The following is a 19,123-nucleotide window of genomic DNA, read 5'->3' as shown; positions in this document are numbered from 1 at the left end:
GATGACGAGCCCGCATCGCACGCCCCTCCACTTCACCTGGCACCAGCAGCACAGCCGGTCGCTGACCTTCGGCGAGCGTGCGGCCGATGTGCTCCGCAACTCGATGGGCAGCTGGCGGTTCGTCTTCGGCTTCATCGCCTTCATGCTCGTGTGGGCGGCGATCAACTCGTTCTCGAGCGGATGGGACGCCTATCCGTTCATCCTGCTGAACCTGTTCCTGAGCATGCTCGCCGGGCTGCAGGGCGCGATCCTGCTCATCGCGGCGAAGCGGCAGGACGGGATCGCCGCGGCCCTCTCGCAGCACGACTTCGACACCGACCTCACCGCGAGGGCCGACATCGAGGTGCTGCTCGACATCAATCGCAACCAGGCCGTGCTGCTCGACGAGATGTGCGCGATCCTGCGCCGGCTCGACGTGGAGCTCCCCGTGCACGGCACCGCCTGACCCCGGGACCTTCGGCCCTGTCCGCGCCCGTCGCCGCGGGCGACCCTCGAGGGAGCCGGATCCGGCTGCCAGCAGAGGATGCCTGATGAATGCACAGCTCGTCGTCGGATGGGACGGGTCCGCTTCGGCGCGACGCGCTCTCTCGTGGGCCCTGGCGCAGAACGCCCAGTCGCAGAAGGCTCAGCCGCTCCTCCTCGTCGAGGTCGTCGACGGTCTCGACCGGTTCAGTGGGAGCGACTTCAGCGCTGACCCTCGCGCGGACGGAGCCGTCTCGGTCGAGACCGCTGCCGCCGACGCGGAGCGGGCGCACCCGGGCGCCGTCGTGGACACCCGCGTGCTCACCGGTCACCCCGTCGAGCAACTGGCACGCCTCTCCGGCCCCGGAACTCTGCTCGTCGTCGGCGACCGTCGGCGTGCCCTCCTCCCGCTGCGCGGTGGCTGGAGCGTCGGCGCCCGCCTCACCGCGAAGGCGACCGGGCCCGTCGCGATCATCACCGAGGACGCTCCGAGCGACGGGACCGGCGTACTCGTCGGGGTCGACGACTCCGACGACGCACGCGCCGCCCTCGAGTTCGCGGCCGGCTGGGCCGCGCGCGCCCGGCAGACGCTCCATGTGCTGCACGCCTGGCGCACGCCCTACCTCTGGAACGACCGCGTCCCGCCGGGCGTCCTCTTCCAGGAGGTGGCGACGCAGCACGCGGAGCTCCTCGCCGATGCCGTCGCCGAGGCGCGAAGGCTGCACCCGGGGCTCACCGTGGAGGGCTACGAGGTCGACGGAGTCGCCGCCCGGTCGCTCCTCGAGGCCGCTCCCGGTCGTGCGCTGCTCGTCGTCGGCGACGGAGGCGTCTCCGGCCTCGAGCGGATGCTGATCGGCTCCGTCGGTCACGACCTCCTGGTGAACCTCGGCGTCCCCACCGTGATCATCGGCCGGAAGAGCCGCTCGGCGAAGCCGAAGCCGGTCGCCCCGAAGCCTGCGACGCTGCCGCAGCCTCCCACTCGGACCGTCGTCGCCTGGGGCGGCGACGAGCCTTCCCGGTCCGCGGTCGAGTGGGCGCTGGCCCGCCAGACCTCCGGCAGCATCGAGGTGGTCGTGATCGCCGACGAGTCCGCCGTCATCCCCGGCTCGGAGGCCGCCGCGGAGTCGGTCGCGGTCGACAAGCGTGCCGTCGCCCGCATGATCGAGCAGGTCGGTAGCACCAGCGGCGTCGCCGTGCACGGCCGCGTCGTGCGCGGCTTCGTGCTGCACACCCTCGCCGGCCTGACGGATCCCGACACCCTCCTGGTCGTCGGCACCCAGGACCGCGAGGGCTCCCGCCTCCGCTTCGGTCTCTCTGTCGGCGCCCACCTGCCGGCTCTCGCCCGAGGCCCGATCGCGATCGTCCCGCACACCGTCGACACGGCTCTGACCGGAGTCGCGGTCGGAGTGGACGGATCTGTGTCGTCGAACGCGGCGATCGTGGTCGCGGTCGCCGAGGCCTCGCGCCGCCGCGAGACCCTGCACCTCGTGCACGCGTGGACCGAGCCGGCCCTCTACGACAGCACCTTCCTCCTCGACGGCGAGTTCATCCGCTCGCTCGAAGCCGATCACCGCGCGATCCTGCACTCCGCGGAGCAGCTCGCCCTGACGAGCGGCTCCGGCGTGCACATCGTGGCCCACCTGGTCGGCGGCGACCCGGCCCACGCGCTCTCCGCGATCGGGGCGTCGACGATCGTGATCGGCACCCGCGGACTCACGGGATGGCGCCGCCTCCTGCTCGGGTCCGTCAGCCGCGACCTGATCCTGAACCTCGACGTCCCCCTCATCGTGGTCGCGCATCCGGAGGCGACCCGGTCGATCAGCAGCCTCGCACGCGATCTGGCGGTGCCGGCATGAGCGTTCTCGACCTGCCCGCGATCACGTGGCCTTCTCGTGCGTCGGAGCCCCTCTCCGACCCGTCGCTCGACGAGCTCGACGCCTGGTGGCGGGCCGCGAACTACCTCTCGATCGGGCAGATCTACCTGCTCGACAACCCGCTCCTGCGCGAACCGCTCGCCCCGGCGCACATCAAGCCGCGCCTCCTGGGTCACTGGGGGACGACCCCGGGGCTCAACTTCGTCTACGCCCACCTCAACAGGGTGATCCGCGACCGCGATCTGAACGCGATCTTCGTCACCGGACCGGGACACGGCGGGCCGGGCATGGTCGCGAACACCTACCTCGACGGCACCTACAGCGAGGTCTACGACGACATCGATCGCAGCGTCGACGGCATGCGGAAGCTGTTCCGGCAGTTCTCGTTCCCCGGCGGAATCCCGAGCCACGTCGCCCCCGAGACGCCCGGGTCGATCCACGAGGGCGGCGAGCTCGGCTACTCGCTCTCGCACGCCTACGGCGCCGTGTTCGACAACCCCGACCTGCTGGTCGCGGCGGTCGTCGGCGACGGCGAGGCCGAGACCGGACCGCTCGCGACGAGCTGGCACTCGAACAAGTTCATCGATCCGCTGCACGACGGAGTGGTCCTGCCGATCCTGCACCTCAACGGGTACAAGATCGCCAACCCGACCGTCCTCGCCCGCATCCCCGAGCGTGAGCTCGAGCAGCTGATGCGCGGCTACGGTCACACGCCCTACCTCGTCTCCGGGGGCTTCGACGGCGAGGATCCGCGCGCCGTCCACCGCCGCCTCGCCACCGCGATGGACCTGGCGCTGAACCAGATCGCCGTGATCAAGGCCGACGCGCTGTCGGGGCGCCTGGACGGCCGGCCCGCGTGGCCGATGATCATCCTCCGCACCCCGAAGGGCTGGACCTGCCCCGCGGTCATCGACGGGCTGCCTGCCGAGGACAGCTGGCGCTCGCACCAGGTGCCGCTGGCGAACGTCCGCGAGCGACCTGAGCACATCGCGGTTCTCGAGCAGTGGATGCGCTCGTACCGGCCCGAGGAGCTCTTCGACGAGGCCGGCGCTCCGGTGGCTCTCGTCACGGCGCTCGCCCCGGCGGGGGAGCGCCGCATGAGCGCCAACCCGGTCGCCAACGGCGGACTGCTGCGGACGCCCCTGCACCTGCCCGACTTCCGCGACTACGCCGTCGACGTGCCCTCGCCCGGAGCGACGACCAGCTCGGCGACGACCGTCCTCGGCACGTGGCTGCGTGACGTCATCGTCGCCAACCCGCACGACTTCCGCATCTTCGGGCCCGACGAGACCGCGTCGAACCGGCTGCAGGCCGTGTTCGAGGTCACCGACAAGCAGTGGGACGCCGAGGTGCGCGTCGCGGACTTCGACAATCACCTCGCCCGCTCCGGCCGCGTCGTCGAGATGCTGAGCGAGCACCAGTGCCAGGGCTGGCTCGAGGGCTACCTGCTCACCGGCCGCCACGGGCTCATCAACTCCTACGAGGCCTTCGTCCACATCGTCGACTCGATGGTCAACCAGCACGCCAAGTGGCTGAAGTCCTCGCGCGCGATCGCCTGGCGCCGGCCCGTCTCGTCGCTGAACTATCTGCTCAGCTCACACGTCTGGCGGCAGGACCACAACGGCACCTCGCACCAGGACCCGGGCTTCATCGACCACGTGATGAACAAGAAGTCCGGCATCGTGCGGGTCTATCTGCCGTTCGACGCAAACACACTCCTCTCGACCTATGATCACTGCCTCCGTTCGGTCGACTACATCAACGTCGTCGTCGCCGGGAAGCAACAGGAGGCGAACTGGCTCTCGATGCCGCAGGCGATCGAGCACTGCACGCGCGGTCTCGGCGTCTTCGACTGGGCCGGCTCCGAGATCGCCGGGGAGGAGCCCGATGTCGTCCTGGCCTGCGCCGGCGACGTCCCGACACTCGAGGTCCTCGCCGCTGCTGCTCTCCTGCGCGCCGAGGTGCCGACGCTGAAGGTGCGGGTCGTGAACGTCGTCGACCTGATGCGCCTGCAGAGCGAGGGCGAGCATCCCCACGGGCTGAGCGACGCCGACTACGACGCCGTCTTCACCACCGACAAGCCGGTGATCTTCGCTTACCACGGCTATCCGTGGCTGATCCACCGGCTCACCTACCGCCGGCGCGGGCACGCGAACCTGCACGTGCGCGGCTTCATCGAGGAGGGGACCACCACCACTCCGTTCGACATGGTCATGCTGAACGACCTCGACCGCTACCGGCTCGTCCTCGACGTGCTCGATCGCGTCCCCGGACTGGCCGCGCGCGAGGCGGGCTTCCGCCAGCGGATGCAGGACGCTCGCCTCGAGGCCCGCGCGTACACCCGCGCGCACGGCGAGGACATCCCCTCCGTGGCCCAGTGGAGCTGGACCGGGAGCGGCCCGCAGGGCGCGACCTACGACCGCGCCGGTGTCCGCCCGCACGAGCACGGGGCGGCGGAACGCGCGGCACGGCTGCAGTGAGGTGACGCACTGGTCCCTCTCCAAAAATCCCGGCGGGCGAGCCGATGGCTCGGGCTCGCCGAGGGCTCGCCGAGGGCGCGCCGAGTGTCAGAAGTGCGGCGGCGCGTCGTCCGAGCGTGGTCGCGGGCGCGGCCCCGGTGGTCGTCTCGGCAGCTCGGGTGGCCGGGTGGTGACGCGGCGGCCCGTCGGCGTGGTCCACTCGGCGGTGCCGTCCGGATGGAGCCGGTAGGTCCAGCGGTCGCCGTGCCGGACGTGATGATGGCTCGTGCAGAGCGAGGCGAGATTCTCGAGCGAAGTCTCGCCGCCGTTGCGCCACTCGATCGTGTGGTCGGCCTCGCTGGTGGAGGCGGGTCGCGCGCAGCCCGGAAAGCGGCAGGTCTGGTCGCGCAGTTGCAGGTGGAGGCGCATTTGAGGCGGCGGCACGCGGTGGGTGCGACCCACGGAGGCCACCATCCCGGTCTCGGGGTCGGTCAGGACGCGGGTGAACGAGGCGCCGACCCCGACCAGCTCGCGGGCCGTCGAGGCGGCAATCAGGCCGTACCCGTCGAGGTCTGCCGGAGCGTCGTCGGCTCCGGAGGCGGTGCTCGCGGCGAGCGTCAGCCGCACCTCGGCGCGCACTCCCGGTACGAACGTCGGAGGTGCGTCCCCCTCGTCGGCGGTCGGTGCGGTCCCCGCGATGTCGCCGTCGCAGAGCAGGTCGGCGAAGGTATCGGCTCGCAGTTGCGCGAGCGTGCGCTCGTCATCAGAGCTCGAGCCGTCGCCGTTGCGGAGTGTCCGGGCGATGCGGTCGATGCGGTCGTAGGCGCCCATCGCGGTGGTGGCCGGCAGCAGTGCGGACAGCGTCGCCATCCCGTCGATCCTCGGAGTCACCCAGACGCTGCGGTCCTGCCGGGCGCGGGCGTGCCGCGCGGCCAGCGGGTCGTCGTGCAGCTCGTCCCGCAGCCGCGCCAATGCCGTCCGCAGTTGCGTCGGATTCTTCGTCAGCGCGACGTCGATCGCGCGCTCGTCGAGCTCACCACGGATCGTGGCCGGAAGGGTGGCTGCGACGTCGCAGATCGCCTCGACCGCCTCCCACAGCAACCGTCCCTCGGCGAGCGCCGTCCGCGTGAGCGGCAGGTCGTCGAAGAGCAGCTGCGCCAGCTCGAGGTTCCGCCGGACCATCCGCTCCGTCATGCCCTGTCCGACCGCGAGCTCGGCACGGATCGATCTCTCGACCAGCTCTCGCGACTCGCTGCGCGTGAGGCGGCCGCCGCGCGCGAACGCGTCCGGGATCGTGAGGGCCGCGCGACGAGCGAGGTGCAGCGCCGTGGCCCGCGTGAACAGCATCTGCGCCGACGAGAACCCGGCGAGCGCCGCGAGCTCGGTCAGCGACCCGACCGCGCCGAGCTGCGCCTCCGCAGTCCCGGTCCCACCTGATTGATCCATACGGGCATCGAATCAGGAACCGCAGACACCAGACCGACCTCACCAGCCGGAACCGGACACCCCGATCCCGGAGCGCATCTGTGGAGGAAGGACCGACCGCGTCACCGTGCCCTCGAGCGTCCGCCCCGAGCGAGCGCCGCCCGCGCACTCGCAGCCGGCCGCAGATCCAGCCGGCGCAGCAGCTGGGCGTTCAGCGCGACGACCACCGTGGAGGCGGACATCAGCAGAGCACCGACCGACATCGGCAGGACGAACCCGATCGGCGCGAGAACGCCGGCGGCGAGGGGGACGGAGAGCAGGTTGTAGCCGGCCGCCCACCACAGGTTCTGCTTCATCTTCCCGAAGCTCGCCCGCGAGAGCTCGATCACCGACAGGACCGAGCGGGGATCGTCCGACGTGAGGATCACGCCGGCCGAGGCGATCGCGACGTCCGTCCCCGCGCCGATCGCGATGCCGACGTCGGCCTGCGCGAGCGCGGGGGCGTCGTTCACTCCGTCGCCGACCATCGCGACGCGCCGCCCCTCCTTCTGCAGCTCGGACACCTTCGCGGCCTTGTCCTCGGGCTTCACCCCGGCGAAGACCCGGTCGATGCCGAGCTCCGCACCGACCGTCGTGGCGACGGCCTCGGCGTCCCCGGTGATCATGACGACCTGCACTCCGATGGCGTGCAGCGCCTCCACCGCCTGGCGGGACTCCTCCCGGACCTCGTCCGCGAGACCGAGAGCCCCGACCACTCCGCCGTCCCGCAGCACGTGCAGGATGATCATCCCCTCGTCCTCCCACTTCCGGGTCTGCTCGAGTGCGGCGGCGCCGTGGGCGTGAAGCATGCTCGGCCCGCCGACGCTGACCGTTCGACCCTCGACGTCCGCGGTGACCCCGACGGCGGTGGACGCCTCGAACGCCGACGCGACCGGCACCCCCAGGCCGCGCCCCTTCGCGGCGGAGGTGATGGCGCGAGCGAGCGGGTGCTCGCTGTCCGCCTCGACCGCTGCCGCGACCGCGAGAAGATCGTCCTCGCTCAGCGACCCCACGGCGAGCACGGCCGACACGGTCGGCTCGCCCTTGGTCAGGGTCCCGGTCTTGTCGAACAGCACGGTGTCGACGGTGCGCATGCTCTCGAGCGCGAGCCGGTCCTTCACCAGCACTCCGCCCTTCGCCGCCCGCTCCGTCGCGATCGACACGACCAGGGGGATCGCGAGACCCAGCGCGTGCGGGCAGGCGATCACGAGCACGGTGATGGTGCGGATGACGGCGTCGTCAGGGCTCCCCAGAAGGCTCCACACGAGCGCGGTGGTCACGCCCGAGCCCAGCGCGAACCAGAACAGCCAGCCGGCGGCGACGTCCGCGATCCGCTGGGCGCGCGAGGTCGAGTTCTGCGCTTGCATCACCAGGCGCTGGATGCCCGCCAGGGCGGTGTCGTCGCCGACCGCGGTCACCTCGACCCGCAGGGCGGTGTCGGTCGAGACCGTGCCTGCGACGACGGAGGAGCCCGGGCCGCGACTCACGGGGCGCGATTCTCCCGTGATCATCGATTCGTCCACCTCGGCGGTGCCCTCGACCACTCGGCCGTCCGCGGGGATCCGTCCACCCGGACGGACGATGACGATGTCTCCGCGAACGAGAGCCGAGGGAGACACGCTCTCCGCCGCGCCGTCCCGCAGCCGCTCCGCCTCGTCGGGCAGGAGTGCAGCGAGGGACTCGAGCGCGGACGAGGTCTGCGCGAGGGAGCGCATCTCGATCCAGTGCCCGAGCAGCATGATCACGATCAGGAGCGCGAGCTCCCACCAGAAGTCGAGCCCGTGATCGAGCAGTCCCACGCTCGCGCCCCACGATGCGGCGAACGCGACGGTGATCGCGAGGGCGATCAGCAGCATCATCCCCGGAGTCCGCGATCGCAGCTCCGAGACGGCTCCCTGCAGGAACGGCCGCCCACCCCAGAGGTACATCACGGTCCCGAGGACCGGCGAGATCCAGGAGGTCCACGCCCAAGGAAGCGAGTAGCCCAGGATCATCGCGAACATCCCGCTGAACCCGACCGTCGGCACCGCCAGCGCGAGCATGATCCAGAACAGGTGCCGGAACTGCGCGACGTGGTCGCCGTGCCCGCCTGGATGATGCTCGCTCATCGCAGGGCCCGAGTGCTCGTGGGTGTGCTGCACGTCGTGCTGGATCATGGTCGTCCTCCCGATCGTCTTGCAGGGTGTTGATACCCCCGGGGGGTATAGCGTCGGTGGAGCGGGAACATTCCCGATCCGGCCGATCCGGGAGTCCCTCCGCGCTGTCGATCGCTACGCAGGAACGACCACCGTCGGCCCGGCCAGGTTCATCAGGACGTCGTGCGTCGTCCTCCCCAGTGAGCCGGTGCCCTGCCCGCTCGACGCCGCGAGGACGAGCAGGAGGCTGGTGGGAGCCGCGTCGGCGAGCGCTACGGCCGCCGGGCGCCGCAGCGACCTCACCCGCACCTTCAGCTCCGGAGCCGTTGCGATCGCCGACGCCCGTGCCGCCGCGAGCAGATGGTCGGGTGCAGTAGCGAGGTCGACGTCGAGGCCGCCGACAGGGAGGCCCGCGTCGCCGTGGATCAGAGTCAACTCCTCTCCGAGTGCCGCGGCCTCGGCAGCGGCGAACCGCACGGCGCGGTCGCCCGCCGGAGTATCGGCGACACCGACGGCGACCCCGCGCCTCGCCCGGCCGGACGGCTCGGGGATGATGGCGACCGGGCAGAGCGCACCGGCGACGAGGCGCAGGCTCTGCGAGCCGAACACGCGTCCGCGGAGGAACCCGGTCTTGTGGCTGCCGACGACGACGATCGCGGCGTCGGCGGAGGCACCGACGAGGCGCTCCATCGCGTCGCCGTCGGCCGCGACTCCGCGGACCGTCCCGACGCCGGGGTGCGATCGGGCGGTCATCACGGCACGGTCGAGGAGGAAGCGGGACACTTCTCCGGGTCCCTCGACCCCCTGGGTCACCTGCATCAGGACCATGGCGAGACCGAGGCGGGACGCCCGCTCGATCGCCCAGTGCGTCGCCGCGTCGCTCGGACCTGACCCGTCGATCCCGACGAGGACTGTGTCTGGCATCGCCTCACCTCCTCGTCCGAGCCTGATCGCGACCGATCACGAAGCCCAGGGCCGAACGTCCCGCCGATGCCGATCGTCGGCGGATGTGCCACTCCGGTTAGCAGATCGCGCCCGAGTCGAGGAAGGTAGGGCGCAGTCAGGTCAGCCGACCGATGGCGGAGCGGAGCAGTCGTGCCCCATCTCGACCCCTCGCCTGTCACCGGGCCGGACGGCATCCCCTGGGCCGACGGCACCTCCGGCCGACTCCGTGCCCTCCTCCGCGCGAACCGCGCCGTCGTCGAGGACATCGACCTCCCCGCGGTCCTGCGCCGGATCGTCGACGCCGCCGTCGAGCTCGTCGATGCCCGGTACGGAGCGATCGGAGTGATCGGGAGTGACGGCTCGCTCGACGAGTTCATCCACGTCGGCATGGATCCCGAGCGGGTGGAGGCGATCGGGCACCTGCCGGAGGGCCACGGCCTCCTCGGCGCGGTCATCAGCGACCCGCACCCGATCCGCGTCGCCGACCTCGGCGACGACGCGCGCGCCCATGGTTTCCCGGCCGCGCACCCCCCGATGCGCTCCTTCCTCGGCGTCCCCATCCGCGTGCGCGACCAGGTGTTCGGCAACCTCTACCTCACCGACGCCCGCTCCGGCGCGTTCACCTCGAACGACGAGCACCTCGTCATCGCGCTCGCCGCGACGGCCGGAGTCGCGATCGACAACGCCCGCCTCTTCGCCGAGACGCGGAGGCGCCAGCGCTGGGCCCAGGCCGCCGCCGAGATGACCGCGGCGATCCTCGCCGCCGACGGCGACGACGTCATCGGTCTCGTCGCCGCCCGTATCCTCGACCTCTCCGACGCCGATCTCGTCGGAGTCGTGTTCCCCACGGAGGATCCCGAGCAGCTGCGCGTCGGGGTGGCCCGCGGCGACGGGGCGGAGGCGTTCCAGGGCCGGCTGCTCCCGGCGCGCTCCTCCGTCTCGGGCAGCGTCTTCACGGGTGGCCAGCCGCGGGTGCTCGACCACCTGCCGACGTCCACGAGCGGAGGGACGCCGACCTCCGGCGGTCCCGTGCTCGCGGTACCCCTGATCGCCGCCTCCCGTTCGCTCGGCGTGCTCGTCGTCACCCGGCGCACCGGCCGGCCCGTCTTCACGCCGGCGGACCTCGAGATGGTGTCCGACTTCGCCTCCTACATCAGCGTCGCGATGGAGCTCTCGTCGGCGCGCGCCGATCAGCAGCGGATGGCGCTGCTCGAGGACCGCGGTCGCATCGCCCGTGACCTGCACGACCACGTCATCCAGGAGCTCTTCGCCACCGGACTCGACCTGCACCAGGCCGCCGGAGCGCTGCCCCCGGGTCGCGCGGCGACGCGGATCGAGCGCGCCGTCGCGAGCCTGGACGAGAGCATCTCCCACATCCGGACGGTCATCTTCGCCCTGAACGCGAACAACGATGACGCCGAGACCGTCCGGCACCGGATCCTCGACCTGGCCAACGAGCTCTCCTCCGTCCTCGTGCGCACTCCCAACATCAGCTTCGCGGGCGCCGTCGACCTGCTCGTCACGGGCGAGCTCGCGGACGACGTGGTCGCGGTGGCTCGCGAGGCACTCACCAACATCGCTCGGCACGCCGAGGCGAACATCATCACGCTGCACCTGACCGCCGCAGACGGCGTGATCGTCCTCGAGATCAGCGACGACGGCCGCGGCTTCACCGACGTCGGTCGGCGCAGCGGCCTCGCGAACCTGCAGCGGCGAGCGGAGGCGCGCGGCGGCACCTTCACGATCACGAGCGTCCCCGGCGACACCCGCGTGCGCTGGAGCGTCCCCTTCCCCTTCCGCGCCGCCGTGGAGACCCCGTGACCCGGGTCTTCCTCCTCGACGACCACGAGATCGTGCGCCGCGGTCTGGCGGAGCTCCTCGGCTCCGAGCCCGATCTCGAGATCGTCGGTCAGAGCGGTGCCGCCGCGTCGGGACTCCGCGAGATCCTCGCGCTCCGGCCCGACGTCGCCGTCCTCGATGTTCGGCTTCCCGACGGCAGCGGGATCGACGTGTGCCGCGACGTGCGCTCTCGCGATCCGAGCATCCGCTGCCTGATCCTCACCGCGTACGACGACGACAAGGCCCTCTACGCCGCCGTCATCGCGGGCGCCTCCGGCTACGTGCTCAAGGACATCCGCGGCAAGGGCCTCCTCGACGCCGTCCGCGCGGCCGCCGCCGGCGACGTCCTCCTCGATCCGGCGGTCGTCGCCGCTGTCACTTCGCGCCTGCGCGGCGAGCACACGGTCGATCCGCGCCTCGCCGGTCTCAGCGAGCGCGAACGGCAGATCCTCGCCCTGATCGCCGACGGCCTGACGAACCGGCAGATCGGAGTCGAGCTCTCCCTCGCCGAGAAGACCATCAAGAACTACGTCTCGAGCATCCTCGCCAAGCTCGGACTCGAGCGGCGCACCCAGGCCGCCGTGCTGCAGACGGAGCTGCGCCCGCCCGCGTCCCGCTAGGCCGAGCCCCTCGAGACGAGCGATGCGTCACCGGCCCTTCCCCTGCGCAGGCACGAGCCGGACGCGAGGGATCGACCGCCTTCTCGGCGCGAGAGGAGGGCTGTCACGCTGCATCACCCGTCCGAGGCCGCACCAGGATCTTCACGGCGGTCTCCTTGTGGTCGATGAGAGTGTCGAAGCCGCCGTCGATCAGTCGGTCCAGCGGGATGCGCGCGGTGATGAAGGGCTCGAGGTCGACCTTGCCCGACTGGACGAGGGCGATCGTCGCGGGGTGGTCGTCGACGTAGGCGATGGTGCCGCGGAGGTCGATCTCCTTGAGCACCAGCTTCTGCATGTCGATGCTCGCCCGGGTGCCCCAGATCGAGACGTTGACGATCACACCGGCGGGCTTCACGGCGTCGATGAGCTGGTCGAGGACGGCGTTGACGCTCGTGCACTCGAACGCGACGTCCACGCCGTTCCCGTCGGTCAGCTCGCGCACGCGCGCCAGGACGTCCTCGGTCATCGGATCGATGACGACGTCGGCGACTCCGGTGTCCCGTGCCATCGCCTGCCGCGCCGCGCCGGGCTCGGAGATGATGACCCGGACGCCTTCCGCCGCGAGGACCGCGGCGAGCAGGAGTCCGATCGGCCCTGCTCCTCCGATGAGCGCGGTGTCGCCTCGCTGGGCGCCGCTGCGGGTGAAGGCGTGGTGGCCGACGGCGAGCGGCTCGATCAGTGCCGCCTGGTCGAGCGGGATGTCGCCGATCGGATGAACCCAGCGCCGGTCCACGACGACCTTCTCGCTGAGCCCGCCCCCGCCTCCCGCGAGCCCGATGAAGCCCATGCTCGTGCAGAGGTTGTAGTGCCCGGCGAGGCACGGAGCGCAGTGCCCGCAGACGGAGTAGGGCTCGACGACGACGTTCGCGCCGACCTCGAGGTCGGTGACTCCGTCGCCGAGGGCGGTGACGGTGCCGCTGAACTCGTGCCCCATCGTGACCGGCACCTGCTCGCGCGTCAGCGGGTGGGGGTGTCCGGCGGGCGGGATGAAGATCGGGCCCTCGAGATACTCGTGCAGGTCGGTCCCGCAGATGCCGCACCAGGCGACGGCGATGGCGACGGCTCCCGGGCGCAGCTCGGGCTCGGCGATGTCGTCGATGCGGATGTCGTGCGGGCCGTGGAAGCGTGCGGCTTTCATGGGGTTCTCGATTCGAGTCGTGACAGGGCGGAGCCGATCGGCTGCTTCCGACGCTAGGCACCGCCCGTGCGCGGCTCCAGGGCCGTTGGTCCCTGACCATCGACGGCGCGGAGGCGGGACGTTCGCCTCTACCCGTCTCTCGCGCACCCGCGGACACTCGACGCAGGACCCCATCGCCGCACCGCGCGGCACCGGGGCGGAATCGAGCGTCATGAACGCGCCCATCGTCGTCGGACTCTCCGACTCCTCCCACAGCCGCGCCGCCCTCGACTGGGCGCTGCACCGCGCGAGGCTCTCCGGCACCCCGGTGCTGGCCGTCTTCGTCTCCGATACGGATGCCGCCGCCGGGCACCCCGGTGCCGCCACCATCCAGGCCGCCCACGGCGAGGTCGTCCTCGCCCGCGATGCGTTCGGCTCCGCCTCGAAGGCGCCGGACATCGCGGTCACCACCGCGCTGCGTCGCGGTCGCCCCGTCGACATGCTCACCGAGGACGCCCGCGGCGCCCGGATGATCGTCGTCGGCACCCATGACGATCACGACGGCTCCGAGAGCAGCACCCGGCACTCGCCCGCGGTGGATCTCGCCGCCCGCTCCACCGCCCCGGTCGCCGTCATCCCGATCCCCGAGTCAGGGCATCACGGCGGCATCCTCGTCGGCATCGACGGATCGCCCGCCGCGCGCGCGGCCGTCCTGTTCGCCGCCCGCGACGCCTCCGAGCTCGACGAGCCGCTCACGCTCGTCCACGTCTGGACGCCGCTGCAGGCCTGGGTTCCCGGCTTCGTGCCCGACCAGGGCTTCTACGACCTGCTCCGAACGGCCAGCCTCGACATGCTCGCTCTCGAGGTCACCGCCGTCCGAGAGCAGTTCCCCGATCTCACGGTGCGCACCGCCTCCGAGACCGGTGACCCCGCGACCGTCCTCCGCCGCCTGGGGAAGGACGCCCTCGAGATCGTCGTGGGGGCCACCGCCCGGCACGGCATCCAGCGCCTCCTGCTCGGCTCCGTCGCGCACGACACTCTCCGAGGCGCCTCCCGCCCCGTGATCGTCGTCCCGGACCCCGCCGTGTCCGCATGATCGCCGCCCGCACGATCCGCGAGAACACGACCCTTCAGGAGATGTCGACCGAGGAGTGCTGGCGACTGGCGCGTTCGACCGACGTCGGCCGCCTGGCGGTCATCGATCACCGCCCCTCCACCCGCGGTCCGAGCGCCGCGATCGTGCCCGTCAACTTCCTCGTCCACGACGGAGCGGTCTACTTCCGCAGCGGTCCGGGCAGCAAGATGATGGACCTCACCCAGCACTCGCGCGTCGCCTTCGAGTTCGACGGGCACCGGGGCCGGCGCTACTGGAGCGTCGTCCTGCACGGCGACGCCCATCGGCTGAACTCCGACATCGACATCGAGAAATCCGGCATCCAGCAGCTCGAAGCGTTCCACGACGACGACAAGAACAACTTCGTCCGCATCGACGTCGAGTCGATCACCGGCCGGTCCTTCTTCCGCTGGCCCGTCTACCGCCTCCGCCGGGCTCTCCGCGCGATGCGCGCACGGCGCCCGTCACCGACCAGCCTGAGCACCGCGGAGTAGCGGCACGAGTCGAAGGCCCCCTCCGGCTGACGGAGGGGGCCTTCGCTCTGTCCCGGCCGGGGGAGCCGGGCGGCCCGTCAGACGAGCCAGGGGAGGCGCTGAACGAGGGGAAGCTGCTTCCAGCGGTCCCCGAGCCCCCAGGTGTCGCCCGCCGAGAGCACGGCGACCACGATCAGGGCGAGCGCGTAAACGATGTGGTAGTCGACCAGCGGGTCCGTCGACGCCGCGTTCGCGCCGAAGGGCCACTCGGCGAGGTACATCAGCACCATCACGAAGCTCCCCACCACAGCGCTGACGCGCAGGCCGATGCCGAGCATCATCGCGACTCCGATGCCGAGCATGCCCAGCTGGAGGAGCACGTCGGTCGCGGGGCTCGCGATCGCCGTGAAGAACGGCTTCAACGGCCCGACGACTCCGTCACCCAGGAGGAAGCCCTGGCTCGGTGTGCCGCCGGCCACCCAGGCGCGCTCGGCCGGTGTGGAGAAGCCGAGGCCGAAGGTCTTGTCGAGGAAAGCCCAGAGGAAGATGAAGCCCGTCGCCAGGCGGAGCACGGCCAGGACTCGTCGTCCCAGGCGGCCCGTCACCCCGGCGGGCAGCGGATCGGCGCCGCCGACGGTGGTCGCGCGGTGGTCGAGGACGGTGGGTGCGGTCATGGGAGCTCCTCCGGTTCGCGACCGCGGTGTGCGGCCTCACGGTCAGACTCCGGCAGCGCTCCCGCTCCGGACAGAGTCGAAGGTCCCTGGCGGGAGTGCCTCCGGAATGCTTGTCTCAGGGGATGACCGCTCGCACTGATCCCCCTCCCGGTTCGCACCGCGACGAGCCGCACGACGGCGCGATCCAGGGGCGACTGAACTGGCTCCGCGCCGGCGTGCTAGGGGCGAACGACGGCATCGTGTCGGTCGCAGCGCTGGTCGTCGGAGTCGCAGGAGCGACCACGCAGACCCCGGTTCTCCTGACGGCCGGAGTCGCCGGACTCGTCGGCGGCGCGATCTCCATGGGGCTCGGCGAGTACGTCTCCGTGAGCAGTCAGAGCGACAGCCAGCGCGCCCTGATCGCAAAGGAGCGCCGCGAGCTCGAGGAGGATCCGGTCACCGAGCTCCTGGAGCTCGCCGGGCTCTACGAGACCAAGGGCCTCAGCCCCGCGACGGCACGGCAGGTGGCGGCAGAGCTGACCGAGCACGACCCCCTCGCCGCGCATCTCGAGACCGAGCTCGGCCTCTCCGAGGAGACCGTCGCCAGCCCGCTCCAGGCCGCCGCAGCGTCCGCGCTCGCCTTCACGATCGGCGCGCTGCTCCCGCTCCTGGCGATCCTCCTTCCGCCGGCGGAATGGCGCGTCCCGATCACCTTCGCCGTCGTGCTCCTCGCGCTCGCCCTCACCGGATACCTCGGCGCCCGCATCGGGAGCAGCCCGCCGCTGCGCCCCACGGTGCGCGTCGTGGTGGGCGGCGCACTGGCCCTCGCGGCGACCTTCGCCCTCGGGTCGCTGCTGGGCACGACGGGCGTCGTCTGAGCGGGGTCACCACCGGCGCCTCCGACGTCCGTCCGGGTTCGGATCCGTGAGGACCGACTCCGCAGGGCGCCCGGGATCCCTGCTGTCCCTCGACCCGCCCCCTCGTCACGGAGACCGAGCGGCGGACACCCGAACCCTGACGTCCTCCGAACAGCGCCGCAGGCGACCTCGACACCGACGCCGCGGCGGAGGAGCATCGGTTCATGGACATCACGCACTGGTGGCCGCGACTGAGCGCCGCCACCCGGGACTGGCTCGTCGCGAACAACGGAGACGTCCTGCCCGAGGGCATCGCGGACGAGATCCGCTCCGCCGGTGGCGGCACGGACATCGCAGAGCAGCAGGACGACGAGAGCGCTCTTCGCGACGACGCCACCGACTGGATCGAGGCGACCGCGAACGGAGAGAGCGACTGACTCGGCGGGGGTGAGCGGATCCGCCGATTCGCCGTGTGCATCCCGTCAGGGCCGCATCAGGCGCCTCAGGTGCACGTGGAGACCCGGGAGGACTGGCGCCGCTGGCTGGTCGAGAACCATCGATCGGAGCGGGCGGTGTGGCTGGTGTCGTGGAAGAAGGCGACCGGCCGCCCCGCGGTGACCTACGACGACGCGGTCTCCGAGGCGCTCGCCGTCGGCTGGGTCGACAGCCGGCCGCGCACGCTCGACGACGAGCGGACGATGCTCTACTTCACCCCGCGGAAGCCGACGAGCGCCTGGTCACGACCGAACAAGCTGCGCGTCGACCGGCTCCGGAGCGAGGGAGCGATGCTACCGGCCGGCGAAGAAGTGATCGCCGCGGCGATCGCCACCGGCGCCTGGACGCTCCTGGACGACGTCGACCTCGTGGTCCCTCCGGACCTGGCGGACGCCTTCGCCGAGTACGAGAACGCCGAGCGGAACTGGAACGCGTTCACCCGCTCGGCGCGTCGCGGGATCCTCGAGTGGATCGTCCAGGCGACGAGGCCGGAGACCCGGGAGCGCCGCGTGCGCGAGACCGCGCGGCTCGCGGAGAGCGATCAGCGCGCCGCGCAGTGGACGCCGAAGCAGCGTTCCTGACTCGGCCCGGTAGAGCGAGCACTCAGTGCGCCCCGGGGCTCAGATCCCCGCCGCCGCGCTGCGTCAGCCCCGGGATGCGCTTCGCGAGCCCCGGGATGCTCGCCTCCGGGATCTCGATGCGCGTGTCGCGCAGGCGCTGGCGCAGCAGCGCCTCGACGTCCTCCTCGGGGCGCAGCTGCGAGTCGCCGGCGACCTGCAGCAGCACGCCGCGCAGCTTCTCGTCGAGCACCGCGTCGTCGCTGCCGTTCTGGATCGGGTGGTCCTGGGATGCGTTCGTCATGCCCCCATGCTCACACTCCCGCGCGGCACCCGAGAGACCTTGCGGGCAGGATGGAGTAATGCCCTTCACCCGCGCCGAGCTCGACTCGTACCGCGACCGCACCGTCGAGGACCTCCTCGGCGACGACGTCCGCCTCCTGTTCGTCGGCATCAATCCGGGCCTCTGGACGGCGGCCACCGGTGCGCACTTCGCGCACCCCGGCAACCGCTTCTACCCCGCGCTCGCGGCCGCGGGCATCCTCGAGCGGCCGCTGCGCGTGTCAGAGGGGATGACCGACGCCGACCGCCGGACGCTGGTCGACCGCGGGGTCGGCATCACGAACCTGGCCTCCCGGGCGACCGCGCGGGCCGACGAGCTCACTCCCGATGAGCTGCGCGCCGGCGCTGTCCGCCTCGTCAGCACCGTCGAGCGCGTCCGCCCGCGCGTCGTCGCGATGGTCGGCATCACCGCCTACCGCGCCGCGTTCGGCCGCGGCAGGGCGCAACAGGGCCGGCAGGAGGAGCCGATCGCCGGCGTCCCGCTCTGGGTGCTCCCGAATCCCAGCGGCCTCAACGCCCACGACACCGTCGAGTCGCTCGCCCGCGCCTACCGCGAGCCCGCCGTGGCCGCCGGCATCGTGCGCCAGGAATAGTCCGCCGACGATCGAGGTTGCAGAAGTCCATGAGTACGCATGAAGTCAAGTTCGGTGTCGACACCTTCGGAGACGTGACGGCGGGGCCCGACGGCTCCCCGCTCCCGCACGGCCAGGTCCTGCGCGACGTGGTCGAGGAGGGGGTGCTCGCCGACCAAGTGGGCCTCGATTTCTTCGGCGTGGGGGAGCACCACCGCGCCGACTTCGCCGTCAGCGCGCCCGACGTGGTGCTCGCCGCCATCGCCGCGCGGACCGAGCGGATCCACCTCGGCTCGGCCGTCACCGTCCTGTCCTCCGACGACCCGGTGCGCGTCTACCAGCGCTTCGCCACGCTCGACGGCATCTCGAACGGCCGCGCGGAGGTCATCCTCGGCCGCGGCTCCTTCACCGAGTCTTTCCCCCTCTTCGGCTACGACCTCGCGCAGTACGAGCTCCTGTTCGAGGAGAAGCTCGAGCTCTTCCACGCCCTCGTCCAGGGCGGTCCGGTCACCTGGCAGGGGAAGACGCGCCCGGCCCTGACCGAGCAGAGCGTCTACCCCACGGTCGAGAACGGCCCGCTCCGCACCTGGATCGGCGTCGGCGGCAGCCCCGAGTCGGTCGTCCGCGCCGCCCGCTTCGGCTTCCCGCTGGTCCTCGCGATCATCGGGGGCTCGCCCGCCCGGTTCCGCCCCTATGTCGACCTCTTCGGCCGCGCCCTCGACCAGCTCGAGCAGCCCCGCCTCCCGGTCGCCGTGCACTCGCCCGGCTTCATCGCCGACACCGACGAGGAGGCGCGGGAGCTCTATTACCCGCACCACAAGGCGATGATGGACGCCATCGGCCGCGAGCGCGGCTGGTCGCCGATGACCCGCGACCGCTTCGAGGAGGAGGCCGGCCCCGACGGCGCCATCCACCTCGGCTCGCCCGAGACCGTCGCGCAGAAAATCGCGAGCACGGTCGGAGCGCTCGGCATCGACCGCTTCGACCTCAAGTACAGCGCCGGCACGCTGCCGCACCCGGCGATCATGCACAACATCGAGCTCTACGGCACGCAGGTCGTCCCGCGGGTGCGCGAGCTGCTCGCCGCGCGCTGAGCCGCCGGAGCC

18 protein-coding genes are annotated in these 19,123 nt (G+C 71.7%); 12 read left to right on the top strand and 6 right to left on the bottom strand.

Annotated features, from left to right (window positions below):
• Position 1 precedes the first annotated feature (1 nt).
• The 3 genes from ASG06_RS13820 to ASG06_RS13810 all read left to right on the top strand — a co-directional run bounded on the left by ASG06_RS13820 (position 2) and on the right by ASG06_RS13810 (position 4,816).
• Complete coding sequence (locus ASG06_RS13820; protein WP_056043242.1) at positions 2–445, top strand: DUF1003 domain-containing protein; 444 nt, start codon at positions 2–4, stop codon at positions 443–445.
• 85 nt (positions 446–530) lie between these two features.
• On the top strand, positions 531–2,318 hold the full coding sequence (locus ASG06_RS13815) for a universal stress protein (RefSeq protein WP_056043240.1): 1,788 nt from the start codon (positions 531–533) through the stop codon (positions 2,316–2,318).
• Entirely contained in the window at positions 2,315–4,816 is a 2,502-nt protein-coding gene (locus tag ASG06_RS13810) for a phosphoketolase family protein (protein WP_056043238.1), read from the top strand. The genes ASG06_RS13815 and ASG06_RS13810 overlap by 4 nt, the downstream gene beginning before the upstream one ends.
• Positions 4,817–4,903: 87 nt before the next feature.
• Here the strand turns inward: ASG06_RS13810 and ASG06_RS13805 are convergent, their stop codons facing one another.
• The 3 genes from ASG06_RS13805 to ASG06_RS13795 form a co-directional block, all read right to left on the bottom strand.
• Positions 4,904–6,241, bottom strand: a complete 1,338-nt coding sequence (locus ASG06_RS13805) for an HNH endonuclease signature motif containing protein (protein WP_056043233.1) — start codon at positions 6,239–6,241, stop codon at positions 4,904–4,906.
• A 101-nt stretch (positions 6,242–6,342) separates the two neighbouring features.
• A complete protein-coding gene (locus ASG06_RS13800) occupies positions 6,343–8,415 on the bottom strand; it encodes a copper-translocating P-type ATPase (RefSeq protein ID WP_082499239.1) in 2,073 nt (690 codons plus the stop codon).
• A gap of 114 nt (positions 8,416–8,529) precedes the next feature.
• Positions 8,530–9,318: a universal stress protein gene (locus ASG06_RS13795; protein WP_056043228.1), complete on the bottom strand. Its 789-nt coding sequence runs from the start codon at positions 9,316–9,318 to the stop codon at positions 8,530–8,532.
• A gap of 171 nt (positions 9,319–9,489) precedes the next feature.
• Here ASG06_RS13795 and ASG06_RS13790 point away from each other — a divergent pair, with 171 nt between their 5' ends.
• Entirely contained in the window at positions 9,490–11,160 is a 1,671-nt protein-coding gene (locus tag ASG06_RS13790) for a sensor histidine kinase (protein ID WP_056043226.1), read from the top strand.
• The gene (locus tag ASG06_RS13785) at positions 11,157–11,798 is read left to right on the top strand and encodes a response regulator (RefSeq protein ID WP_056043222.1); all 642 of its coding nucleotides are present in this window, start codon (positions 11,157–11,159) and stop codon (positions 11,796–11,798) included. The genes ASG06_RS13790 and ASG06_RS13785 overlap by 4 nt, the downstream gene beginning before the upstream one ends.
• Before the next feature lie 103 nt (positions 11,799–11,901).
• Here the strand turns inward: ASG06_RS13785 and ASG06_RS13780 are convergent, their stop codons facing one another.
• Positions 11,902–12,975 carry a 2,3-butanediol dehydrogenase gene (locus ASG06_RS13780; protein WP_056043220.1) on the bottom strand — a complete coding sequence of 358 codons (1,074 nt, stop codon included), beginning with the start codon at positions 12,973–12,975 and terminating at the stop codon, positions 11,902–11,904.
• Between the two features lie 211 nt (positions 12,976–13,186).
• Between ASG06_RS13780 and ASG06_RS13775 the strand changes: the two genes are divergently transcribed.
• Both ASG06_RS13775 and ASG06_RS13770 read left to right on the top strand, forming a co-directional pair.
• Positions 13,187–14,050, top strand: a complete 864-nt coding sequence (locus tag ASG06_RS13775) for a universal stress protein (protein ID WP_056043217.1) — start codon at positions 13,187–13,189, stop codon at positions 14,048–14,050.
• Entirely contained in the window at positions 14,047–14,562 is a 516-nt protein-coding gene (locus ASG06_RS13770; protein ID WP_056043214.1) for a pyridoxamine 5'-phosphate oxidase family protein, read from the top strand. Before ASG06_RS13775 ends, ASG06_RS13770 begins: the two co-directional genes overlap by 4 nt.
• Before the next feature lie 77 nt (positions 14,563–14,639).
• Here ASG06_RS13770 and ASG06_RS13765 read toward each other — a convergent pair whose 3' ends face one another.
• Positions 14,640–15,215, bottom strand: a complete 576-nt coding sequence (locus ASG06_RS13765) for a hypothetical protein (RefSeq protein ID WP_056043211.1) — start codon at positions 15,213–15,215, stop codon at positions 14,640–14,642.
• Positions 15,216–15,337: 122 nt separating this feature from the next.
• On the opposite strand from ASG06_RS13765, the gene ASG06_RS13760 reads away from it, so the two are divergent.
• From ASG06_RS13760 to ASG06_RS13750, 3 genes are all read left to right on the top strand, one after another.
• On the top strand, positions 15,338–16,072 hold the full coding sequence (locus ASG06_RS13760) for a VIT1/CCC1 transporter family protein (protein ID WP_056043210.1): 735 nt from the start codon (positions 15,338–15,340) through the stop codon (positions 16,070–16,072).
• A gap of 203 nt (positions 16,073–16,275) precedes the next feature.
• Positions 16,276–16,488, top strand: coding sequence for a hypothetical protein (locus ASG06_RS13755; protein ID WP_056043207.1), 213 nt, complete (start codon positions 16,276–16,278; stop codon positions 16,486–16,488).
• A gap of 69 nt (positions 16,489–16,557) precedes the next feature.
• A complete protein-coding gene (locus ASG06_RS13750; RefSeq protein WP_231727741.1) occupies positions 16,558–17,127 on the top strand; it encodes a YdeI/OmpD-associated family protein in 570 nt (189 codons plus the stop codon).
• Positions 17,128–17,149: 22 nt separating this feature from the next.
• On the opposite strand, the gene ASG06_RS13745 is transcribed toward ASG06_RS13750, so the two are convergent.
• Positions 17,150–17,407: a hypothetical protein gene (locus ASG06_RS13745; RefSeq protein ID WP_056043204.1), complete on the bottom strand. Its 258-nt coding sequence runs from the start codon at positions 17,405–17,407 to the stop codon at positions 17,150–17,152.
• Between the two features lie 58 nt (positions 17,408–17,465).
• Between ASG06_RS13745 and ASG06_RS13740 the strand changes: the two genes are divergently transcribed.
• Both ASG06_RS13740 and ASG06_RS13735 read left to right on the top strand, forming a co-directional pair.
• On the top strand, positions 17,466–18,038 hold the full coding sequence (locus tag ASG06_RS13740; RefSeq protein ID WP_056043201.1) for a mismatch-specific DNA-glycosylase: 573 nt from the start codon (positions 17,466–17,468) through the stop codon (positions 18,036–18,038).
• 29 nt (positions 18,039–18,067) lie between these two features.
• Positions 18,068–19,111, top strand: coding sequence for an LLM class flavin-dependent oxidoreductase (locus tag ASG06_RS13735; protein ID WP_056043198.1), 1,044 nt, complete (start codon positions 18,068–18,070; stop codon positions 19,109–19,111).
• Positions 19,112–19,123: the final 12 nt, after the last annotated feature.

It is taken from the genome of Rathayibacter sp. Leaf185 (assembly GCF_001423885.1).
Classification (GTDB): Bacteria; Actinomycetota; Actinomycetes; order Actinomycetales; family Microbacteriaceae; genus Rathayibacter.
This window is presented reverse-complemented; position numbering and strand designations above follow the sequence as displayed.